Below are 16,227 nucleotides of genomic sequence, written 5' to 3' on the forward strand. Positions count from 1 at the left end.
ATACTGATTTCCGGCATATGCTCATTACCGGATGGTGGCGCGGTCTTTGTCCCGTCCCTTTAAACCCACGCCTGTATTGCCTTTCACGGAATAGAAAACAGATTTCCACACCAGGTTGAAAAAAGATTTGGTAGTGACACGCCGGTAGCTTGCAATTGTCTGATCAGGAAATTTGTCTCCGGGCTTATTGTTCTCATGCAATATAAAGGTGTTGGCGATCATGCTGAGCAGACCCTTTTTCTTGAACCCTTCGTCTTCACTGCCTTTCATAGCCGCAATTTTTAGTCCTTCATAGTTCAGCGTGGTGACGGCGGTGGCGGAGTTATCGTTTCCTTCCACCCGGAAAAATAAGCGGGTGACCTTTCCGGATTGAAGCGCTGTGCTGCCCAGTGGAAGACAGGCTTCATTCAGTTGCCGTACATCGAATGACTGGAAGCGGGCGGTGACTGCAAAATGGCCGTTCACCGGGGGAAAATCAAAAGTCACGTGCATACCGGATTTTCCCATAAACAGTGCGTCGAAATCTGCGGTGAAGGGCCTGATGCCGGTGCCTTTACCCGATAGAGGACCGACTTTTCCATTCACTTTAGTAAAATAGACCTTGCCCACACCGTCTCCTTTTTCATTCTTTTCAAGATAGGTGACTGCGCCATTTTCAACCACAAGCAAGGGTATGTTCAGCCGGAATGGAAATTTCCGCAACAACTGGTGAGGGTATTGCCCGACCTTACTTTTAGTTGCCGGCGGATTTGATTTGTCGTTAAATACCTGGAGGACCGGGGAACTCATCAATACATTGGCAGCGCTGATGGTACTGTCTTCCAGCAACGCTGAAAACCGGAGACTGGTAGCCGTTATTTCCTTTATGGCAATTGCGTAAATGTCTTGTTGTACACCTGCCTGTGCTGCAGCTGTTTCGAGCGGGCGGGTGGGGACTGCCTGTAGTTTTAAACCTCTGATGTGGGTAAGTTGTTTGCTGCCGGCAATCACCAGAAGTTTTTCGGCGCTTAACAGATATCGGTTATCCGAAACCGGTAGCCGGAGGCTGTCGATGGCAACATTGATGCTGCGGGCAAAAAAGAAACGGCTCGTATCTGCCAGTCCGGCTGAGTCAATCGCGAGATCGTACAGGTCTATGTGGATTTTTTTCACCAGGTGTTTCTGGTGTTTCCGGTTGAAATACGTGACGTCGATATCGTTAAGCTGGATAGTATCCACCAGTATGCTGTTCAGCGATTTTTTTACAGAACGCAGGATCTTTTTGCTGCTTTCCCGGATATCTGGTGCCTTTGTGGTATCGGACTTTTCTTTCAGTTGACCGAGGCTGGTGATCTCGAGTTCGCCGCCGGAAACTGTAATGTTGTTCAGTTTAACCTGTTGTGCTGCGAGTATGGCTGCGATATCGACATGTTTCAGCAGAATGTTGTCCAGTTTTAACCGGTAGCGCAAGCCATCCTGCAGGAGCAATGTATCCGGCAGCAGTTCGATGTTCCGTAATGACGCAGACTGGTTGTCGGGATCGATATGGATATCGCCGATACTCAGTTGGTACCTGCCATTACTTTTTTCATTCACGAGTTGGTATATTCTTTCCCGCAGGTTGCGGCTCAGGTCAGGGCTTTTCAGGTAACGGCGCAGGTAGAGATAACCTCCGGCCACCAGTATTAATAATACAATAATGCCAATCAGGATTTTTTTCATGCATGGCAATTAATGTTGTTCCAGTGGCTTTGGCGGATTATCGGAATTGGGCTGACTGTATTTAGCATTCCTGGCACTGTCTTCAGGGGTCATGTAGCCGGTATCGGTTTTAGAGGTGCTGTCGTTGTTGATCGTGCCGCTTCCGTCAGGCGCTTTATCCGGGCCGCCGCATGCCAATGCGAGCGATGTTCCGGCCATCGCCAGTAAATAATTGATTTTCATATTTATTTTTTTAGCAACCGCTGTACCCCAGCAACCAATAAATAAGGAAGAAGACCACGATGGTTCCAAGACATCCACCTCCCCATTTGTAGGCGCCGTATCCAGCGATCAGTGTTCTCAGCCAGTCTTTCATGCAATAAGTTTTCAATGCTTTAAAAAATAATATGCCAGCCAATCCAGGGGCTGTTGCGGTAAAAGTTCCTCATTTTTTATCATAAAATATGCGCTCATTAACATCCTGCACGGATCTGCGGGTAAACCGGTATATTTAATATTGCGATGAATAAGCCCCTGATTGTACTTGCCAGTATTGCAGCAGGCGTTGCCGTACTTGCCGCCTGTATGCAGAAACAACCCGATGCTGACCGGTTACCCGACCAGGTCAGCTATAATTTTCATATCCGCCCAATTCTTTCGGATAAATGTTTCAAATGTCACGGTCCCGATGTGAATCACCAGGAAGCCGGTTTGCGGCTGGATATTCCGGAACGGGCGCTTGCGGCGTTACGGGAAACCAAAGGCGCATTTGCAATCGTTCCAGGATTTCCTGATTCTTCGGAACTGATCCGGAGGATTGTTTCCGATGATCCTGGTTACCAGATGCCAACACCGGATTCGCATCTCGGACAATTATCAGAAAAAGAAGTAGCCCTGTTCCGGAAGTGGATCAAACAGGGAGCAAAATATGAGCGTCATTGGGCGTTTACAGCGCCGAAAAAGCCGGCACTGCCCGAGGTTTCCGATAAAAAGTGGGCAAAGAACGAGATCGATTATTTCATTTTGGCAGGCCTGGACCAGGCCGGACTCGAACATAATGATGCTGCAGATCCCGAACACCTGCTGAAAAGGGCTGCACTGGACGTTACCGGTTTGCCGCCAACGCCGGCGGTTTTAGACAGTTTCCTGCAACAGCCGGATGATGCGGCTTATGCGGCAAGGGTGGATCAGTTGCTGAACAGCACAGCTTTCGGTGAAAAAATGGCTGTACACTGGCTAGACGTCGCCAGGTATTCAGACAGCTATGGCTACCAGGATGACAATATCCGTACACAGTGGGCATGGCGCGATTGGGTGATTCACGCTTTCAACGAAAATCTGCCCTATGATCAGTTTGTCACCTGGCAGCTGGCAGGAGATCTGTTACCGGGAGCCTCCAGGGAACAGATACTTGCTACCGGTTTTTTGCGGAACCACAAATACACAGAAGAAGGTGGCGTAATACCCGAGGAGTACCGGATTGAATACAATCTCGATAAGACGAAGACCTATAGTAAAGGCGTATTGGGCCTGACGGTTGAATGCGCGCAATGTCATGATCACAAGTATGATCCGTTCTCGCAAAAGGATTACTACAGGTTGTTTGCGTTTTTTAACAACGCGAAAGAGCTCGGATTTGAAGGTGATATCACAAGTTCGAAGCCGGCGAAAATGCCGGTATTGAAGCTTACGGCAGATGAGGTTCATAATACACTGCAGTTTATTAATTATAAAGACACCGGGTCACTGATGGTTTCTGTGATGGGAGAGAACGATACGCTGCGCAAGACCTTCGTATTGAACCGTGGTGTGTATGATCAGCCAACCGTACAGGTGTTGCCGGCTGCGTTGCCTGCTGTGATGTCTTATGATACGGTAAATATTCCCCGCAACCGGCTGGGCCTTGCCCAGTGGACTGTCAGCAGGCAGAATCCGCTTACTGCCAGAGTCTGGGTCAACCAGGTTTGGCAGGAGATCTTTGGACGGGGCATTGTGAAAACATCAGGAGATTTCGGCATGCAGGGTGACCTTCCATCGCATCCGGAGTTGCTTGACTGGCTTGCAGTGGATTTTATGGAACATGGATGGGATACTAAGCGGTTGATCAGGCAGATATTGTTGAGTAATACCTACCGGCAGTCTGCCAGGGTGTCGAAGAAAGCATTGCAGGAGGATCCGGAAAACATTTATTATTCCCATGCGCCACGCGTAAGACTTCAGGCAGAGTCGGTACGGGACCTCATATTAAGTACAAGTGGTTTACTGGTGAGTGAAATTGGCGGTCCCAGCGTGAAACCGTATCAGCCCAAAGGCCTTTGGGAAGCTGCTACTTCCGGCCGCGGAGAACTGGCTACCTACCAGCAGGATAAAGGTGATAAACTTTACCGGAGAGGAATTTATACATTTATCAAGCTTACTGTTCCACCTCCTTCGATGATCCTTTTTGATGCGAGCAATCGTGATCAGTGTGAAGTAAAGCGCCTTCAGACCAATACTCCCTTGCAGGCGCTGGCCATGCTGAATGACCCCCTGGTGCTGGAGGCTTCGCGCGTATTCGCGCAGAAATTACTGGCTGGAAATAAAGATGCAACAGCCAATATCAGCCTGGCGTTCAGAACCATCCTCTGCCGGGCGCCGTCATCTAAAGAAAAAGAAATCCTGGGCAAATATTTCGAACAGCAACTGGATGCCTTCCGGAAGGGAAAACTGGACGCTGCCAAAACGGTAGCGGTAGGGGAGTATCCTCCTGATCCCACTGCAGATAAAGCGCAGCAGGCGGCGCTGATGAAGACCATCAACCTCATTTATAACATGGAAGAAGCCATCGTAAAATCGTGAACATGGAAAAAGAACAGTTGGAATTCCACATGAATATTAATCGCCGGCGCTTCCTGACCACCCTGGGTGTGGGGCTTGGTGGCGTTGCGCTGGGTTCATTGCTGGTACCTGATCTGTTTTCGGGTAAGGATCAACAGGAGGCGTTGCTGCAGAAATTACCGCAGTTTGCTCCCAAAGCCAAACGCATTATCTACCTGTTCCAGAATGGTGCGCCATCTCAACTGGATTTATTTGACTACAAGCCATTGCTCAGCGAGCGTTTCGGACAGGATCTGCCTGCATCCATCAGGATGGGTCAAAGGCTTACCGGGATGACTTCAGATCAGAAGAAATTTCCGCTTGCCGGATCCTATTTTAATTTTTCGCAACACGGCCAGACTGGTGCGTGGTTTAGTGAGTTGCTGCCACATACTGCCGGCATTGCAGATGAACTTTGCGTGATCAGGAGTATGTATACCGAAGCCATTAACCATGATCCTGCGCTTACTTTTTTCCAGACCGGTGCACAGGTGGGGAATCGCCCCAGTATGGGCGCCTGGCTGAGTTACGGCCTGGGCAGTGAGAATCAGAACCTCCCCGGTTTTTGTGTATTGCTTTCCAAAGGAAAAGGGAATGGTCAGGGTGTTTATTCCAAGCTATGGACAAATGGTTTTCTTGATTCTGTGCACCAGGGAGTACAGTTCAGCAGTGGAGAAAATCCCGTACTCTATCTCAATAACCACGAGGGGATACCGGGAACGGACAGGCGTGAGATGCTGGACAAACTCGCTGAACTGAATAATGAGAACTATGCAAACTTTGCGGATCCCGAGATCAAGGCGAAAGTTCAGCAATATGAAATGGCTTTCCGGATGCAGACTGCCGTTCCGGAAATTACAGATCTCAGCAAAGAACCAGAGTCGATCGTAAAGATGTATGGTGCGGATTGCCTCACGCCGGGCACCTACGCAGCGAACTGTCTGCTGGCCAGGAAACTGTCAGAAAGCGGCGTGCGTTTTGTGCAGTTGTATCACCAGGGTTGGGATGGCCACGGAAATCTTCCCAATGAGATCCGTGGGCAATGCCAGGATACCGACCAGGCTTCAGCGGCATTGGTTAAGGATCTGAAGCAGCGGGGGCTGCTGGATGAGACGCTCGTCATCTGGGGCGGCGAATTTGGTCGGACCAACTATTGCCAGGGCCTTCTTAAAAAAGACAATTACGGAAGGGATCACCATCCCCGCTGTTTCACGATCTGGATGGCAGGCGGTGGGGTGAAACCCGGCGTCTACGGTGAAACAGATGAATTTGGATATAACATCGTGAAGAACCCCGTGCATGTACATGACTTTCATGCAACAGTGCTTCACCTGATGGGATTGAATCACGAAGAGCTTACTTTCAAACACCTTGGCCGCCGTTACCGGCTGACAGATGTCGCCGGGAATGTTGTAAAGGATATCATTAAAACATAGCAACAATGGATCGCAGAAAATTTGTAAAACAAAGTGCAATGGCAGCAGGTGCAATCATCGGCAGTGGATTTGTTACGGCGGGAGATGACGTTATACTCGGGCATAACAAGAAAAAATACAGGCTTGACAAAACGTGGAGCAAGGCCGATGTAACCAGGAATCCCGTTAACGACTGTCATGAAATGGTGCAGGACAGCAAGGGCAGAATCCTGTTGCTTACCAATGATACGCACAACAATGTGCTTATTTACGATAAAAAAGGCAAGCTGATTTCTTTCTGGGGCACCACCTATCCCGGTGCACACGGGCTCACACTGTTCAATGAGAACGGGCAGGACGTATTATTTATCTGCGACAACAACCGTCACCAGGTGATCAAGACGATTATCGACGGGCGGGAACTGATGGTGCTGGATTATCCTGCAGCGTCAGGATTATATGCAAAAGCAGAGGAGTATATTCCTACAGAAACAGCTATTGCTCCCAATGGTGATATTTATGTAGCTGACGGATATGGTAAAGATTATGTGCATCATTATGATGCCAAAGGAAATTACCTGGGGTATTTCGGTGGCAAGGGGACAGAGAAGGGATCATTGCTGAATGCCCACGGCATTGTAGTAGATCTCCGGCAACCGAAAACACCCAGCCTGATCGTGACGTCACGCCAGGAGAATGCCTTCAAGCGGTATGACCTTCAGGGGAACTATCTTGAAACCATCGCAATGCCGGGGGCATGGGTTTGCCGCCCGGTCATACACGGTGAATACCTGTATGCCGCTGTGTTGCAGTCAAACAACCGCCAGTGGAAAGGATCCGGATTTGTGACCATTCTTGACAAAAACAACAAAGTTGTTTCCAATCCGGGCGGTTTTGCACCGGCATATGAAAACGGCCAGCTGAAAACCATGGAACAGGAAACCCCTGCTTTTGTTTACCCGCACGATGTTTGTATCGATGATGAGGAGAATATGTATGTTGCTCAATGGAATTCTGGCAAGGTGTATCCTTATAAACTTTCGCTGATATCGTGATGCGCAACCGGAAACAGTTTTTATACAATGGCGTATTCGCCCTGAACTGCCTGCTCGTTTTTTTACTCCTGATGGAATCCAGGCTTCACCTGCCTGCCTGGTTGCAGGTGGCCGGAAGGTTGCATCCGCTCGTGTTGCATTTTCCCCTGGTGCTGGTGATCCTGACCGTTACCTGGGAAGGGTTGCGGGCGCTTGGATTCCTGCCTTCCGACCTGGCGGAAAAAACCGGAGATACGTTGTTGCTGGCCACGGCAGGAACAGCAGCAGCTGCAGCCATCTGTGGTATGTTATTGTCACGCGAACCCGGATATGACGCCGGGCAATTGTTATGGCACAAATGGACGGGTATACTGGTTTCACTTGGTTGTTGTGCCTGGTATGCCGGACGCCGGGGAATCAGGAAGCGGCGCTGGATCCTGGGAGCAGGGTCTTTTGTGATGTTGCTGCTGCTGCTGGTGACCGGCCATGAAGGTGCCGGCATCACCCATGGCGAGGATTTTCTGACTGCCCCGCTGGCATCGCGGGAGGAAAAGAAAATCATTGCACTGGAAGATGCAAAAGTTTTTGACGATGTAATTCTCCCCATACTGGATACCAAATGCAATAGTTGCCACAACAGCCGGAAGGCAAAAGGTGAACTGGTGATGACGGACAAGATCGGTTTTCTGAAAGGGGGCAAGAACGGAATCTTGTGGGATTCCACTGCAAAGGATTTCGGCCTGTTATTGCGGCGGATACATTTGCCGCTGGACGACAAAAAGCGGATGCCGCCAAAAGGCAAACCTGAACTGACACCGGAAGAAGCGGCTATCCTGTTTTACTGGATCCGCAGCGGAGCCAACACGGCAGTAAAGCTTACGGATCTTCCCAAAGATGACAGCCTGCGTGTGCTTACGGAATCTAATTTTAAAACTTCGGGAACAGAGTATTATACATTTGAGCCAGCTTCATCCGGAACTGTTGAAAAACTGAACAATCACTATCGGTTGGTTGCTCCTATTTCAACCGGATCTCCGGCATTGACGGCCAATCTATTTGGCGCAAAAGCCTACTCAGGGAAATCGCTGGAAGAATTGCTGCCAGTCAAAAACCAGCTTGTATCTCTCGGTCTCGATAAAATGCCTGTTACCGACAAGGACCTGGAAGTGGTTGCTCAATTCAGCAACCTGCGGGAACTTCGGTTGTCTTTCACTGATATTACCGATGCCGGTGTTTCCAGGCTGGCGAAACTGCCTTTTCTGCGGGAAGTTTCTGTAACCGGTACCAAAGTGTCTGCCACCGGTTTAAAAGCGATCGCAGGTATTCCTTCCGTAAGAACCGTTTATTGCTGGAGCATGGGTGCAAAGGACGCCGATATACGGCAGTTGGCTAAAGCATATCCCGGAATACAATGGGAAAGCGGCTTTTTCAGTGACACTGTAAAGATCAAACTGAATCCACCGGTGATTGAAAATGATAAAGTGATCTTTGCAGACCTTGACAGCATCAGCATGAGGCATTTCTTCCCTGGTACAATACTGCGGTATACGCTTGATGGCTCGGTTCCCGATAGTATTACCTCACCTGTTTACCAGCATCCTGTGGTGATCAGAACAAGTACACCGGTACGTGTACGGGCTTTCCGGGAGGGTTGGGTAGGGAGTGAAACCATCACCAGATTTTTTTACCTGAAGGGCAAGATGCCTGATTCCACCTGGTTCCGATTTGCGCCGGACAGCGGTTACCAGGGAAAAGGCACGGCAACATTGTTCGACGGTGAAAAGGGCGGTATGATTTACCGGGAGAAACAATACCTGGGATTCAGGAATCATCCACTGGAATTGTATATGCGCTTCAACAAGCCCGTTTCATTGAACCGGCTGGAATTGAGTGCCCTTGTTGATGTACCCAGTTATATTTTCCCGGCAACAGGTATTGAGCTATCTGGTCGAAAGGGCAGCCAGCCTTACCAGTTGCTTTACCAGACATCGCCCCGTCAACCCCAGCAGGACTCTGCTGCATACCAGACTATTTTCAGTTGCACCTTTCCGGAGCGGGAGGTTACTGAATTGCGCCTCCATGTGCAGAGTACCCAGAAACTTCCCAAATGGCACCGGGGCAAAAATGAAAAAGGGTGGGTGTTCGTGGATGAGATATTTTTACAGTAACCAGACAGTATGTATCAACACAGTTGGAAAAGGACCGGGTGGTTACTGCTCGGGTGGATGATCCTCATCCTGTTCATGATGTCTCCGGAAATACTCATCCAGGCGCCATCCTATTTTTTCACGGGGCTTTTCCTGATACAATACGGCATCTTTGGACTGGTCAATTTCGTCATTTTCTGGATTTCTGCTTTTTACATTACGCCGCGATTTTTTCAGACGCGCCGTTACCTTCTTTTTTCAGTCAGTTATATAGTTGCCATTCTGGGATTCGGAATCCTCAAGTATTTTATCGGCCGGATCTTTGATGACATTGTCCTGATCTCCTATCGTCTTCCCGGGCTATCAGAATTTGAAGTTGCCAGGAATTTTGTCTGGATTACGATCCGCAACACTTTTTGTTCATTGCTCATCGGGTTGGCCTACCGCAGTTTTGTGGACTGGGTGCTGACGGACCGGAAAAAAAGAGAGCTGGAAAACCAGCGTATCACTGCTGAGATGGCATTTCTGAAAATGCAGGTAAATCCACATTTTCTTTTCAATGCGCTGAACAACCTCTATTCCATGGCGGTGTTGGAGAAGACCAGCAGGACTGCAGAAGGAATCATGAAGCTGTCTGATCTGTTCCGGTATATGATCTACGAAAAGGAAGACCACGACAACAGGGTTTCGCTGGACAAGGAGATCGATGTGCTGAACAGCTTTATCGATCTGCAGAAATTGCGGTATGAAGGTCCCGTGTATGTGCAATTCAGTATCGAACAGGATACATCAGCCGTGCGGGTGGCCCCGTTGATCCTTTTTCCGCTGGTTGAAAATGCGTTCAAGCATGGCATTGTGGATGATCCCGGAAAGCCTGTGATTCTCCAGTTAAAGGTTGACAGGAATACGCTCTTTTTTACAGTCGAAAACAGTGTGAACGATTACCTGAAAGACAGGATGGGCGGCATTGGACTGGTTAATGTGGAAAAGCGGCTGGCACTCATTTATAAAGGCAGGCAGACAATGCAGATCAACCGCGACGGCAACCGGTTTCGGGTTGACCTGGAACTCCCATTGTAGATTTCTTTATTTTTGGAGATGTTGCAATGCTGGGTAATAGATGACGAGCCACTCGCAATCAGGCTGCTGGAAGATCATTTGAGCAAGGTCCCTTTTCTCGAAATGACGGCCAGCTTTTCCAATCCGATGGATGCCTTGCTCGAACTGAACAAGACAAGTGTTGACCTGATCTTTCTCGACATTCAGATGCCCCAGCTGAACGGCATTCAGTTCATGGAACTATTGCGGAACCGGGCTATGGTGATCGTTACCTCGGCATACCATGAATATGCCATCAATGGATTTGAGCACAATGTTGTGGACTACCTGCTGAAGCCTATTTCTTTTGAACGGTTTTACAGGGGCGTGGAAAAAGCCTATAATTTAAAAGTACCGGGCGGATGGGAAAAACAACAACCCGATTTTAGTCCGGCTTCAGGAGGCTATATTTTTGTAAAGGTTGACAGCAAAAGGGTAAGGGTGGAACTGGACGATATTTTTTATATCCAGGGGCTGAAGAATTATGTGTGCATTGTGACGCGGACCCGTAAACTGGTTACCCTGCAGACCATGAAACAACTGGAAGAATTGCTGTCTCCATCGAGGTTCGTTCGCATTCACAAATCCTACTTTGTGGCCCTTGATAAAGTGGATGTTGTTGAACGGCAGCAGGTTTATCTCCTGGACAAGGCGATACCCGTTGGCAGTACTTACCTGGACCGGTTCAACCAGATATTAAGTCAGCATAAAAAAAGTAAATCATGACCACCTACGAAGAGATTTTCGAAAACAACCGGCGCTGGATTGCCGCGAAAAAGGCAGGTGACCCGCAGTTCTTTGAAAAGATTGCACGGTCGCAACACCCGGAATACCTGTATATCGGATGCAGTGACAGCCGGGTGACCGCAGAAGAGATCATGGGAGTTGAGCCGGGAGAAGTGTTTGTACACCGTAATGTTGCGAACCTTGTCAACTCGACCGATCTCAATGTGATGGCGGTGCTGAACTACGGCGTACGCCACCTTGGTGTAAAACATATCATCGTTTGTGGCCATTATAATTGCGGGGGCGTTAAAGCAGCAATGGAAGCCAAAGATCTCGGCATCCTGAATCCCTGGCTGCGCAACATCAGGGATGTGTACCGGCTTCACAAGAAAGAACTTAACTCCATTTCTGATGAAGGTGCAAGGTATAACCGGCTGGTAGAACTGAATGTACAGGAACAATGCGTCAATGTGAGTAAGCTTGCCAGTGTACAGCAGGGATATATGGACCATGGATACCCGGAAGTGCACGGTTGGGTTTTCGATATCCGCAACGGGGAGCTGATTGACCTGAAATTGGATTTTCCCAATATCCTGAAGGATATTCAGGAGATCTACCGGCTTACCGGCGAGTGAGGAACCGGCGGAGATCATTTTTTACTAATTTACCCTCATGAGAAAAATATTGCTTTGCCTGCAACTGCTGCTGTTGGCAGGCCTGATAGCTAACGGTCAGGATAATACGCTTTCCAGGAAACAAGTTAAGGCAGGTTGGATCCTGTTGTTTGATGGCCACAGTGCTTCAGGATGGAAAGGTGCGTTTATTGACGACTTTCCCCCTAAAGGATGGCAGATCGACAGCGGGATGCTGATGGTGGACCCTGCTGAAGGAAAGGAGTCTGTTAATGGCGGAGATATTGTAACCAGGGAGTTGTACAGCGATTTCGAGTTACTGGTTGATTTCAGGATCACGGAAGGTGCGAACAGCGGCATCAAATATTTTGTGGACCCTGCACAACCAGTTCCGCAAAACCCGCGCTCGGCAATCGGCCTGGAATTCCAGATACTGGATGATGCCCGCCATCCTGATGCCAAACTGGGTCGTAATGGTAACCGTACGCTGGGCTCCCTGTATGACCTCATCCCTGCCCCGGATACTAAACCGGTTCATGCTGTCGGCGAATGGAATCATGCGCGGATCGTATCCAGGGGTAACCATGTGGAACACTGGCTGAATGGAGTAAAACTGATTTCCTACGAAAGGGGTAGTGCCGGGTTTGCTGCTATCGTGGCCGAAAGCAAATACAAAGACATTCCCGGATTCGGGCAGGTGAAAGCGGGCCGGATCCTGTTGCAGGATCACGGGAACAGGGTCTGTTTCAAAAATATCTACCTGAGAAAATTATAGCATGCCATATGAGAAAAAATTCTGACCGCCGCAATTTTTTGCGCCAGGCCAGTATGGGAAGCGCTGCACTGCTGGTTGCAGGACAGGCACCATTGCTGGCTTTCAACGGTTCTCCCAATGAGAAAGTGGTGCTGGCAGTGATGGGTACGAACGGAAGGGGAGAATATCTCGCCACACTTTTTGCAGGGATTCCCGGTGTTGAAATCGGTTATATCTGTGAGGTGGATGAAACGGTAATGAACCGCACCCTCGGTGTAATTGAAAAGAAAACAGGAAAGCGACCACCGGGATTTAAGGATATCCGGAAATTACTGGAACAGAAAGATATTGATGCACTGGTTGTAGCTGCTCCCGATCACTGGCATGCGCCGGCAACATTACTGGCGGTACAGGCCGGAAAACATGTTTATGTCGAAAAGCCCTGTTCCCATAATCCGGCTGAGGGCGAGTTGCTGGTTAAGGCAGCTTCCGTACATAACCGGCTGATCCAGATGGGCAATCAGCGCAGGTCATTTCCCGGCGTGATGAAAGCGATGCAGGATCTGAGAGATGGCGCCATCGGAAGACCTTATTTTGCCAAAGGCTGGTATACCAACAACCGCAAGTCCATCGGCAGGGGAAAAGAAACAGCAGTTCCGGCCAATCTTGATTTTGATCTCTGGCAGGGCCCGGCGCCGCGCCGTGCCTATAAGGATAACCTGGTGCACTATAACTGGCACTGGTTCTGGCATTGGGGCACCGGCGAGGCATTGAACAATGGTACCCATGAACTCGATGTAATGCGCTGGGGCCTGGACGTTAGTTTCCCTTCCAAGGTAGTGTCTGCCGGGGGACGGTACCAGTGGAAAGATGACTGGGAAACGCCGGATACCCAAACCATCAGTTACGAATTCAACAACAATACGGCGATCCTCTGGGAAGGCAGAAGTTGTAATGACTACAGGATTGAAGGGAGTGGCAGGGGCGTGATCTTTTATGGTGAAAAAGGTACCCTGGTCATTCCCGGTGGTGATGATTACCGGATACATGATGAGAGTGGTAAAATGATCCGTGAGGAAAAGAGTAAGGTGGGGAAAATAGAAGCCACCACGATCGGAATGGGAGAAACGCTGGACCAGTTACACCTGATCAATTTTATCAACAGTATCCGGGGACAGGAAAAATTGCATTCTCCCATTGCGGAAGGTCATGTGTCCACCCTGCTGCCGCAACTGGGCAACATTGCCTGGCGGACGGGAAACACGTTGCATTGTGACCCTGTTAACGGCCATATCCTTAATGATAAGAAAGCCATGGCTTTGTGGAACCGCGAATATGAAAAAGGCTGGGCGCCAAAATTATAACGATGAAACAGATCAGCATTTTAGTTATTGGTATCCTATTGTTCCCGGCGTTGCTGAAAGCGCAGCGTAATCCGGGTGTGGTGTCCTATACTTTCCGTGATGCATTTGCGAAAGATGTGTCCGGCACGCTGGACACGATAAAAGCGATGGGCATTGATAATATTGAATTTTCCAGTCTTTTCGGACAAACCCCCGAAGCGTTGAAGCGGATGCTTGATGAACGCGGCATGTTTTGTACTTCATATGGTGTGAGTTACGGCGACCTGGTCAGCAAGACGGATGAGGTGGGAAAGACGGCCCGGTTGCTGGGTGCGTCTTTTGTACGCGTAGCCTGGATTCCCCATGACTCAACCGGTTTCAATGAGGCAGTCGCTAAAAAGGCAGCAGAAGATTTTAACCGTGCGGGTCAGGTGCTGAAGGAGCAATATGGCATTCAGTTCTGTTATCACAATCATGGGTATGAGTTCGCGGATTTCGGTAACGGAACTTATTTTGATTACCTGATGCAGGCGACGCGGCCGGAATGGGTAGGCGTGGAACTGGATATCCTGTGGGTATATTTTCCGGGGAAAGATCCCGTAGAAATTCTGAAAAAATATGGCAACAGGATCTACCTGATGCACCTGAAAGACCTCAAGCCGGGCATTGCCAGGAGCCCGGTAGGTGGAACATCGGGGCAGAATAATGTGCCGTTGGGGCAGGGGCAGATCGATATGCGCGGGGTACTGAAGGCAGCGAAGAAGGCGAAAGTCCGGTACCAGTATATTGAGGATGAAAGTGACCGGGTATTCCGTCAGGTACCTGAGAGCCTGAAATTCCTGAAAGAATTGAAGTGAACAGCCGGAAAAAAGTAAACCGGGAATATTTTACTATCCCCGGTTCAGTGGCTGGTAAGCAAAAAGCAGTAAGATCTGGTCAATAAGATGGTAAACAGATACCGTCCTGATACAATAGACTCAGGGTTTTCTGGTTCTGCTGCTTCTCATTAAAAAAAAATTAAAGCGCCATCAGGCTGCAGCCCCGGATATCGGAATTATCGAGCCGGCCCAGCACTTCGAAGCCCCCGGAAGGATGGAGCCTGCCCATATCATCGGTGGCAATAAAGGCGCAGGAATCGAGGTTGGCAAGGTCGGCCACATTGATGACACCCTGCTTTGGTTCGTTTCCTAATGGTATGATTTTCAATGGATCATCTTCTTCCCGCAAGGAGATTCGCATCCAGGGCGGTGTCATGAAGATACCGTTCCGGGTAGCGTAGGCCTGCGACAGAAGTTCGGTCATACCGTACTCTGAATGGATGGAGGGGTGTCGGAAAGCTTCACCGAGAACCGCATGCAGTTCAGGCCGGGTAAGTTCCTTTCCGCGGCCTTTCATGCCGCCGGTTTCGATCAGCGTGGTATGCTGCAGGCGCATTGGGTGGCTTTCTGCAAAGTCCAGCAACGCAAAAGTGACTCCAAACAGCAATGTTTTCTGACCAGCGGCTTCCAGTTGTTCCAGCTGCGCGGCGAGTTTGTTCTGTTCGTAGAGATAAAAACCGCTGCCCGGATGGCTGGATCGACGGATCAGTTCGTCTACCATTACTACCAGCGAAGAGTGACTGCGTTCAAGATATGCGGGCAGCAGACCGATAATACACCATTCCTGCGGCTGGCCGTAAAAAATTTCGAAACCCCGGAGAAAGCTGTCGCGGTAAAGTGAAAGGTCCTTTATGAGGTGCCTGCTATTGACGGTTCCTGTGGTGCCGCTGCTTTCAAACCAGGTTTCCGGTTCAAATTTTCCTGTCTGCACGGTGTGTGATTTAAAAAAAGCAATGGGCAGATAGGGGATCCGGTCAATTTCAGAAACGTTGTCGGGGCTTCGTTTCAGGGCATCACAAAAGTGCCTGTATAAAGAATTTTCCGCATATTGATACCGGTAGACTTCCAGCATCAATTCGTTCCGGTCACCAGCCGGTGCATGGAAAATTTTATGAATCAATTCGCTTCGCATGTTAGGTTAATCAGCGGGTAGTTGATAAATTCGTCCACAAGATAGATGCAATATGATTCGGAATTCGTTCTTGCTTTTCGCTGGTGGTATTTTGGTGCTGTCTGGAATTTCCGCGTGTGGCAAAGATAAATTCGAAACCAAACCCACCCTTGAACTGAAAAGTCAGAGTTCGGTGGTGCCGTTTGACCCTGAAATTGCTTTCAGCATTACGATGAAGTTCACCGATAAGGAGGGAGATCTTTCCGGGCTGCGGGACAGTTCCATTGTTTATTTTCCTGTCTGGCTGAATGTAAGGGAGCCGCAGTTTCCTTACCCGGTTGCCTATTCCACCTTGCCGGAGTTTCCCGACAACAAATCCGGTGAAATAGAACTCCGCCTTTCGCAATTGGATTATTACCGCGATTTCCTGCAAACCCAACCACCGGATGTTGACAAGAATGATACGATCCAGTTCAAGGTGGTCGTAAAGGATAAAGCCGGCAATGTCAGTGACACGCTGACGACTAACCCTATCGTCCTGCTGGGACAATAA

General features: G+C 49.2%; 15 protein-coding genes. 11 read left to right on the forward strand and 4 right to left on the reverse strand.

Features of this window, described 5'->3' with window-relative positions:
- Positions 1 to 24: 24 nt before the first annotated feature.
- From FPE01S_RS12375 to FPE01S_RS26335, 3 genes are read right to left on the reverse strand one after another with little or no spacing between them, the layout of a single operon-like run.
- Positions 25 to 1,701, reverse strand: coding sequence for a hypothetical protein (locus FPE01S_RS12375; RefSeq protein WP_046369283.1), 1,677 nt, complete (start codon positions 1,699 to 1,701; stop codon positions 25 to 27).
- Between the two features lie 9 nt (positions 1,702 to 1,710).
- Positions 1,711 to 1,923: a hypothetical protein gene (locus FPE01S_RS12380; protein WP_157474009.1), complete on the reverse strand. Its 213-nt coding sequence runs from the start codon at positions 1,921 to 1,923 to the stop codon at positions 1,711 to 1,713.
- A 10-nt stretch (positions 1,924 to 1,933) separates the two neighbouring features.
- Positions 1,934 to 2,056 (reverse strand): hypothetical protein, encoded by a 123-nt coding sequence (locus tag FPE01S_RS26335; protein WP_046369285.1) that lies wholly within the window; start codon positions 2,054 to 2,056, stop codon positions 1,934 to 1,936.
- Between the two features lie 146 nt (positions 2,057 to 2,202).
- Between FPE01S_RS26335 and FPE01S_RS12390 the strand changes: the two genes are divergently transcribed.
- From FPE01S_RS12390 to FPE01S_RS12435, 10 genes are read left to right on the forward strand one after another with little or no spacing between them, the layout of a single operon-like run.
- The gene (locus FPE01S_RS12390) at positions 2,203 to 4,518 is read left to right on the forward strand and encodes a PSD1 and planctomycete cytochrome C domain-containing protein (RefSeq protein WP_046369286.1); all 2,316 of its coding nucleotides are present in this window, start codon (positions 2,203 to 2,205) and stop codon (positions 4,516 to 4,518) included.
- A 2-nt stretch (positions 4,519 to 4,520) separates the two neighbouring features.
- Entirely contained in the window at positions 4,521 to 5,972 is a 1,452-nt protein-coding gene (locus tag FPE01S_RS12395; RefSeq protein WP_046369287.1) for a DUF1501 domain-containing protein, read from the forward strand.
- 5 nt (positions 5,973 to 5,977) lie between these two features.
- Entirely contained in the window at positions 5,978 to 7,006 is a 1,029-nt protein-coding gene (locus FPE01S_RS12400; RefSeq protein WP_046369288.1) for an NHL repeat-containing protein, read from the forward strand.
- Positions 7,006 to 9,153, forward strand: a complete 2,148-nt coding sequence (locus FPE01S_RS12405) for an FN3 associated domain-containing protein (protein ID WP_046369289.1) — start codon at positions 7,006 to 7,008, stop codon at positions 9,151 to 9,153. Before FPE01S_RS12400 ends, FPE01S_RS12405 begins: the two co-directional genes overlap by 1 nt.
- Before the next feature lie 9 nt (positions 9,154 to 9,162).
- Positions 9,163 to 10,212 (forward strand): sensor histidine kinase, encoded by a 1,050-nt coding sequence (locus FPE01S_RS12410; protein WP_046369290.1) that lies wholly within the window; start codon positions 9,163 to 9,165, stop codon positions 10,210 to 10,212.
- Between the two features lie 18 nt (positions 10,213 to 10,230).
- On the forward strand, positions 10,231 to 10,956 hold the full coding sequence (locus FPE01S_RS12415) for a LytR/AlgR family response regulator transcription factor (protein WP_046369291.1): 726 nt from the start codon (positions 10,231 to 10,233) through the stop codon (positions 10,954 to 10,956).
- The gene (locus tag FPE01S_RS12420) at positions 10,953 to 11,591 is read left to right on the forward strand and encodes a carbonic anhydrase (RefSeq protein ID WP_046369292.1); all 639 of its coding nucleotides are present in this window, start codon (positions 10,953 to 10,955) and stop codon (positions 11,589 to 11,591) included. The genes FPE01S_RS12415 and FPE01S_RS12420 overlap by 4 nt, the downstream gene beginning before the upstream one ends.
- 37 nt (positions 11,592 to 11,628) lie before the next feature.
- Complete coding sequence (locus FPE01S_RS12425) at positions 11,629 to 12,363, forward strand: 3-keto-disaccharide hydrolase (protein ID WP_046369293.1); 735 nt, start codon at positions 11,629 to 11,631, stop codon at positions 12,361 to 12,363.
- A gap of 8 nt (positions 12,364 to 12,371) precedes the next feature.
- Positions 12,372 to 13,706, forward strand: a complete 1,335-nt coding sequence (locus FPE01S_RS12430; protein WP_046369294.1) for a Gfo/Idh/MocA family protein — start codon at positions 12,372 to 12,374, stop codon at positions 13,704 to 13,706.
- 2 nt (positions 13,707 to 13,708) lie between these two features.
- On the forward strand, positions 13,709 to 14,542 hold the full coding sequence (locus tag FPE01S_RS12435) for a sugar phosphate isomerase/epimerase family protein (protein WP_157474011.1): 834 nt from the start codon (positions 13,709 to 13,711) through the stop codon (positions 14,540 to 14,542).
- 160 nt (positions 14,543 to 14,702) lie between these two features.
- On the opposite strand, the gene FPE01S_RS12440 is transcribed toward FPE01S_RS12435, so the two are convergent.
- The gene (locus FPE01S_RS12440; RefSeq protein ID WP_046369296.1) at positions 14,703 to 15,695 is read right to left on the reverse strand and encodes a LuxE/PaaK family acyltransferase; all 993 of its coding nucleotides are present in this window, start codon (positions 15,693 to 15,695) and stop codon (positions 14,703 to 14,705) included.
- A 52-nt stretch (positions 15,696 to 15,747) separates the two neighbouring features.
- On the opposite strand from FPE01S_RS12440, the gene FPE01S_RS12445 reads away from it, so the two are divergent.
- On the forward strand, positions 15,748 to 16,227 hold the full coding sequence (locus tag FPE01S_RS12445) for a hypothetical protein (RefSeq protein ID WP_046369297.1): 480 nt from the start codon (positions 15,748 to 15,750) through the stop codon (positions 16,225 to 16,227).

The organism is Flavihumibacter petaseus NBRC 106054, from assembly GCF_000974785.1.
Classification (GTDB): domain Bacteria; phylum Bacteroidota; class Bacteroidia; order Chitinophagales; family Chitinophagaceae; genus Flavihumibacter; species Flavihumibacter petaseus.

Excerpts from the sequence above, each read along its gene's own strand:
- FPE01S_RS12445 (WP_046369297.1), top strand. The coding sequence starts at position 15,748 with ATGATTCGGAATTCGTTCTTGCTTTTCGCTGGTGGTATTTTGGTGCTG.
- FPE01S_RS12415 (WP_046369291.1), top strand. The coding sequence starts at position 10,231 with ATGTTGCAATGCTGGGTAATAGATGACGAGCCACTCGCAATCAGGCTG.
- FPE01S_RS12395 (WP_046369287.1), top strand. The coding sequence starts at position 4,521 with ATGGAAAAAGAACAGTTGGAATTCCACATGAATATTAATCGCCGGCGC.
- FPE01S_RS12405 (WP_046369289.1), top strand. The coding sequence starts at position 7,006 with ATGCGCAACCGGAAACAGTTTTTATACAATGGCGTATTCGCCCTGAAC.
- FPE01S_RS12380 (WP_157474009.1), bottom strand. The coding sequence starts at position 1,923 with ATGAAAATCAATTATTTACTGGCGATGGCCGGAACATCGCTCGCATTG.
- FPE01S_RS12425 (WP_046369293.1), top strand. The coding sequence starts at position 11,629 with ATGAGAAAAATATTGCTTTGCCTGCAACTGCTGCTGTTGGCAGGCCTG.
- FPE01S_RS12400 (WP_046369288.1), top strand. The coding sequence starts at position 5,978 with ATGGATCGCAGAAAATTTGTAAAACAAAGTGCAATGGCAGCAGGTGCA.
- FPE01S_RS12390 (WP_046369286.1), top strand. The coding sequence starts at position 2,203 with ATGAATAAGCCCCTGATTGTACTTGCCAGTATTGCAGCAGGCGTTGCC.
- FPE01S_RS26335 (WP_046369285.1), bottom strand. The coding sequence starts at position 2,056 with ATGAAAGACTGGCTGAGAACACTGATCGCTGGATACGGCGCCTACAAA.
- FPE01S_RS12430 (WP_046369294.1), top strand. The coding sequence starts at position 12,372 with ATGAGAAAAAATTCTGACCGCCGCAATTTTTTGCGCCAGGCCAGTATG.
- FPE01S_RS12375 (WP_046369283.1), bottom strand. The coding sequence starts at position 1,701 with ATGAAAAAAATCCTGATTGGCATTATTGTATTATTAATACTGGTGGCC.
- FPE01S_RS12410 (WP_046369290.1), top strand. The coding sequence starts at position 9,163 with ATGTATCAACACAGTTGGAAAAGGACCGGGTGGTTACTGCTCGGGTGG.
- FPE01S_RS12440 (WP_046369296.1), bottom strand. The coding sequence starts at position 15,695 with ATGCGAAGCGAATTGATTCATAAAATTTTCCATGCACCGGCTGGTGAC.
- FPE01S_RS12435 (WP_157474011.1), top strand. The coding sequence starts at position 13,709 with ATGAAACAGATCAGCATTTTAGTTATTGGTATCCTATTGTTCCCGGCG.
- FPE01S_RS12420 (WP_046369292.1), top strand. The coding sequence starts at position 10,953 with ATGACCACCTACGAAGAGATTTTCGAAAACAACCGGCGCTGGATTGCC.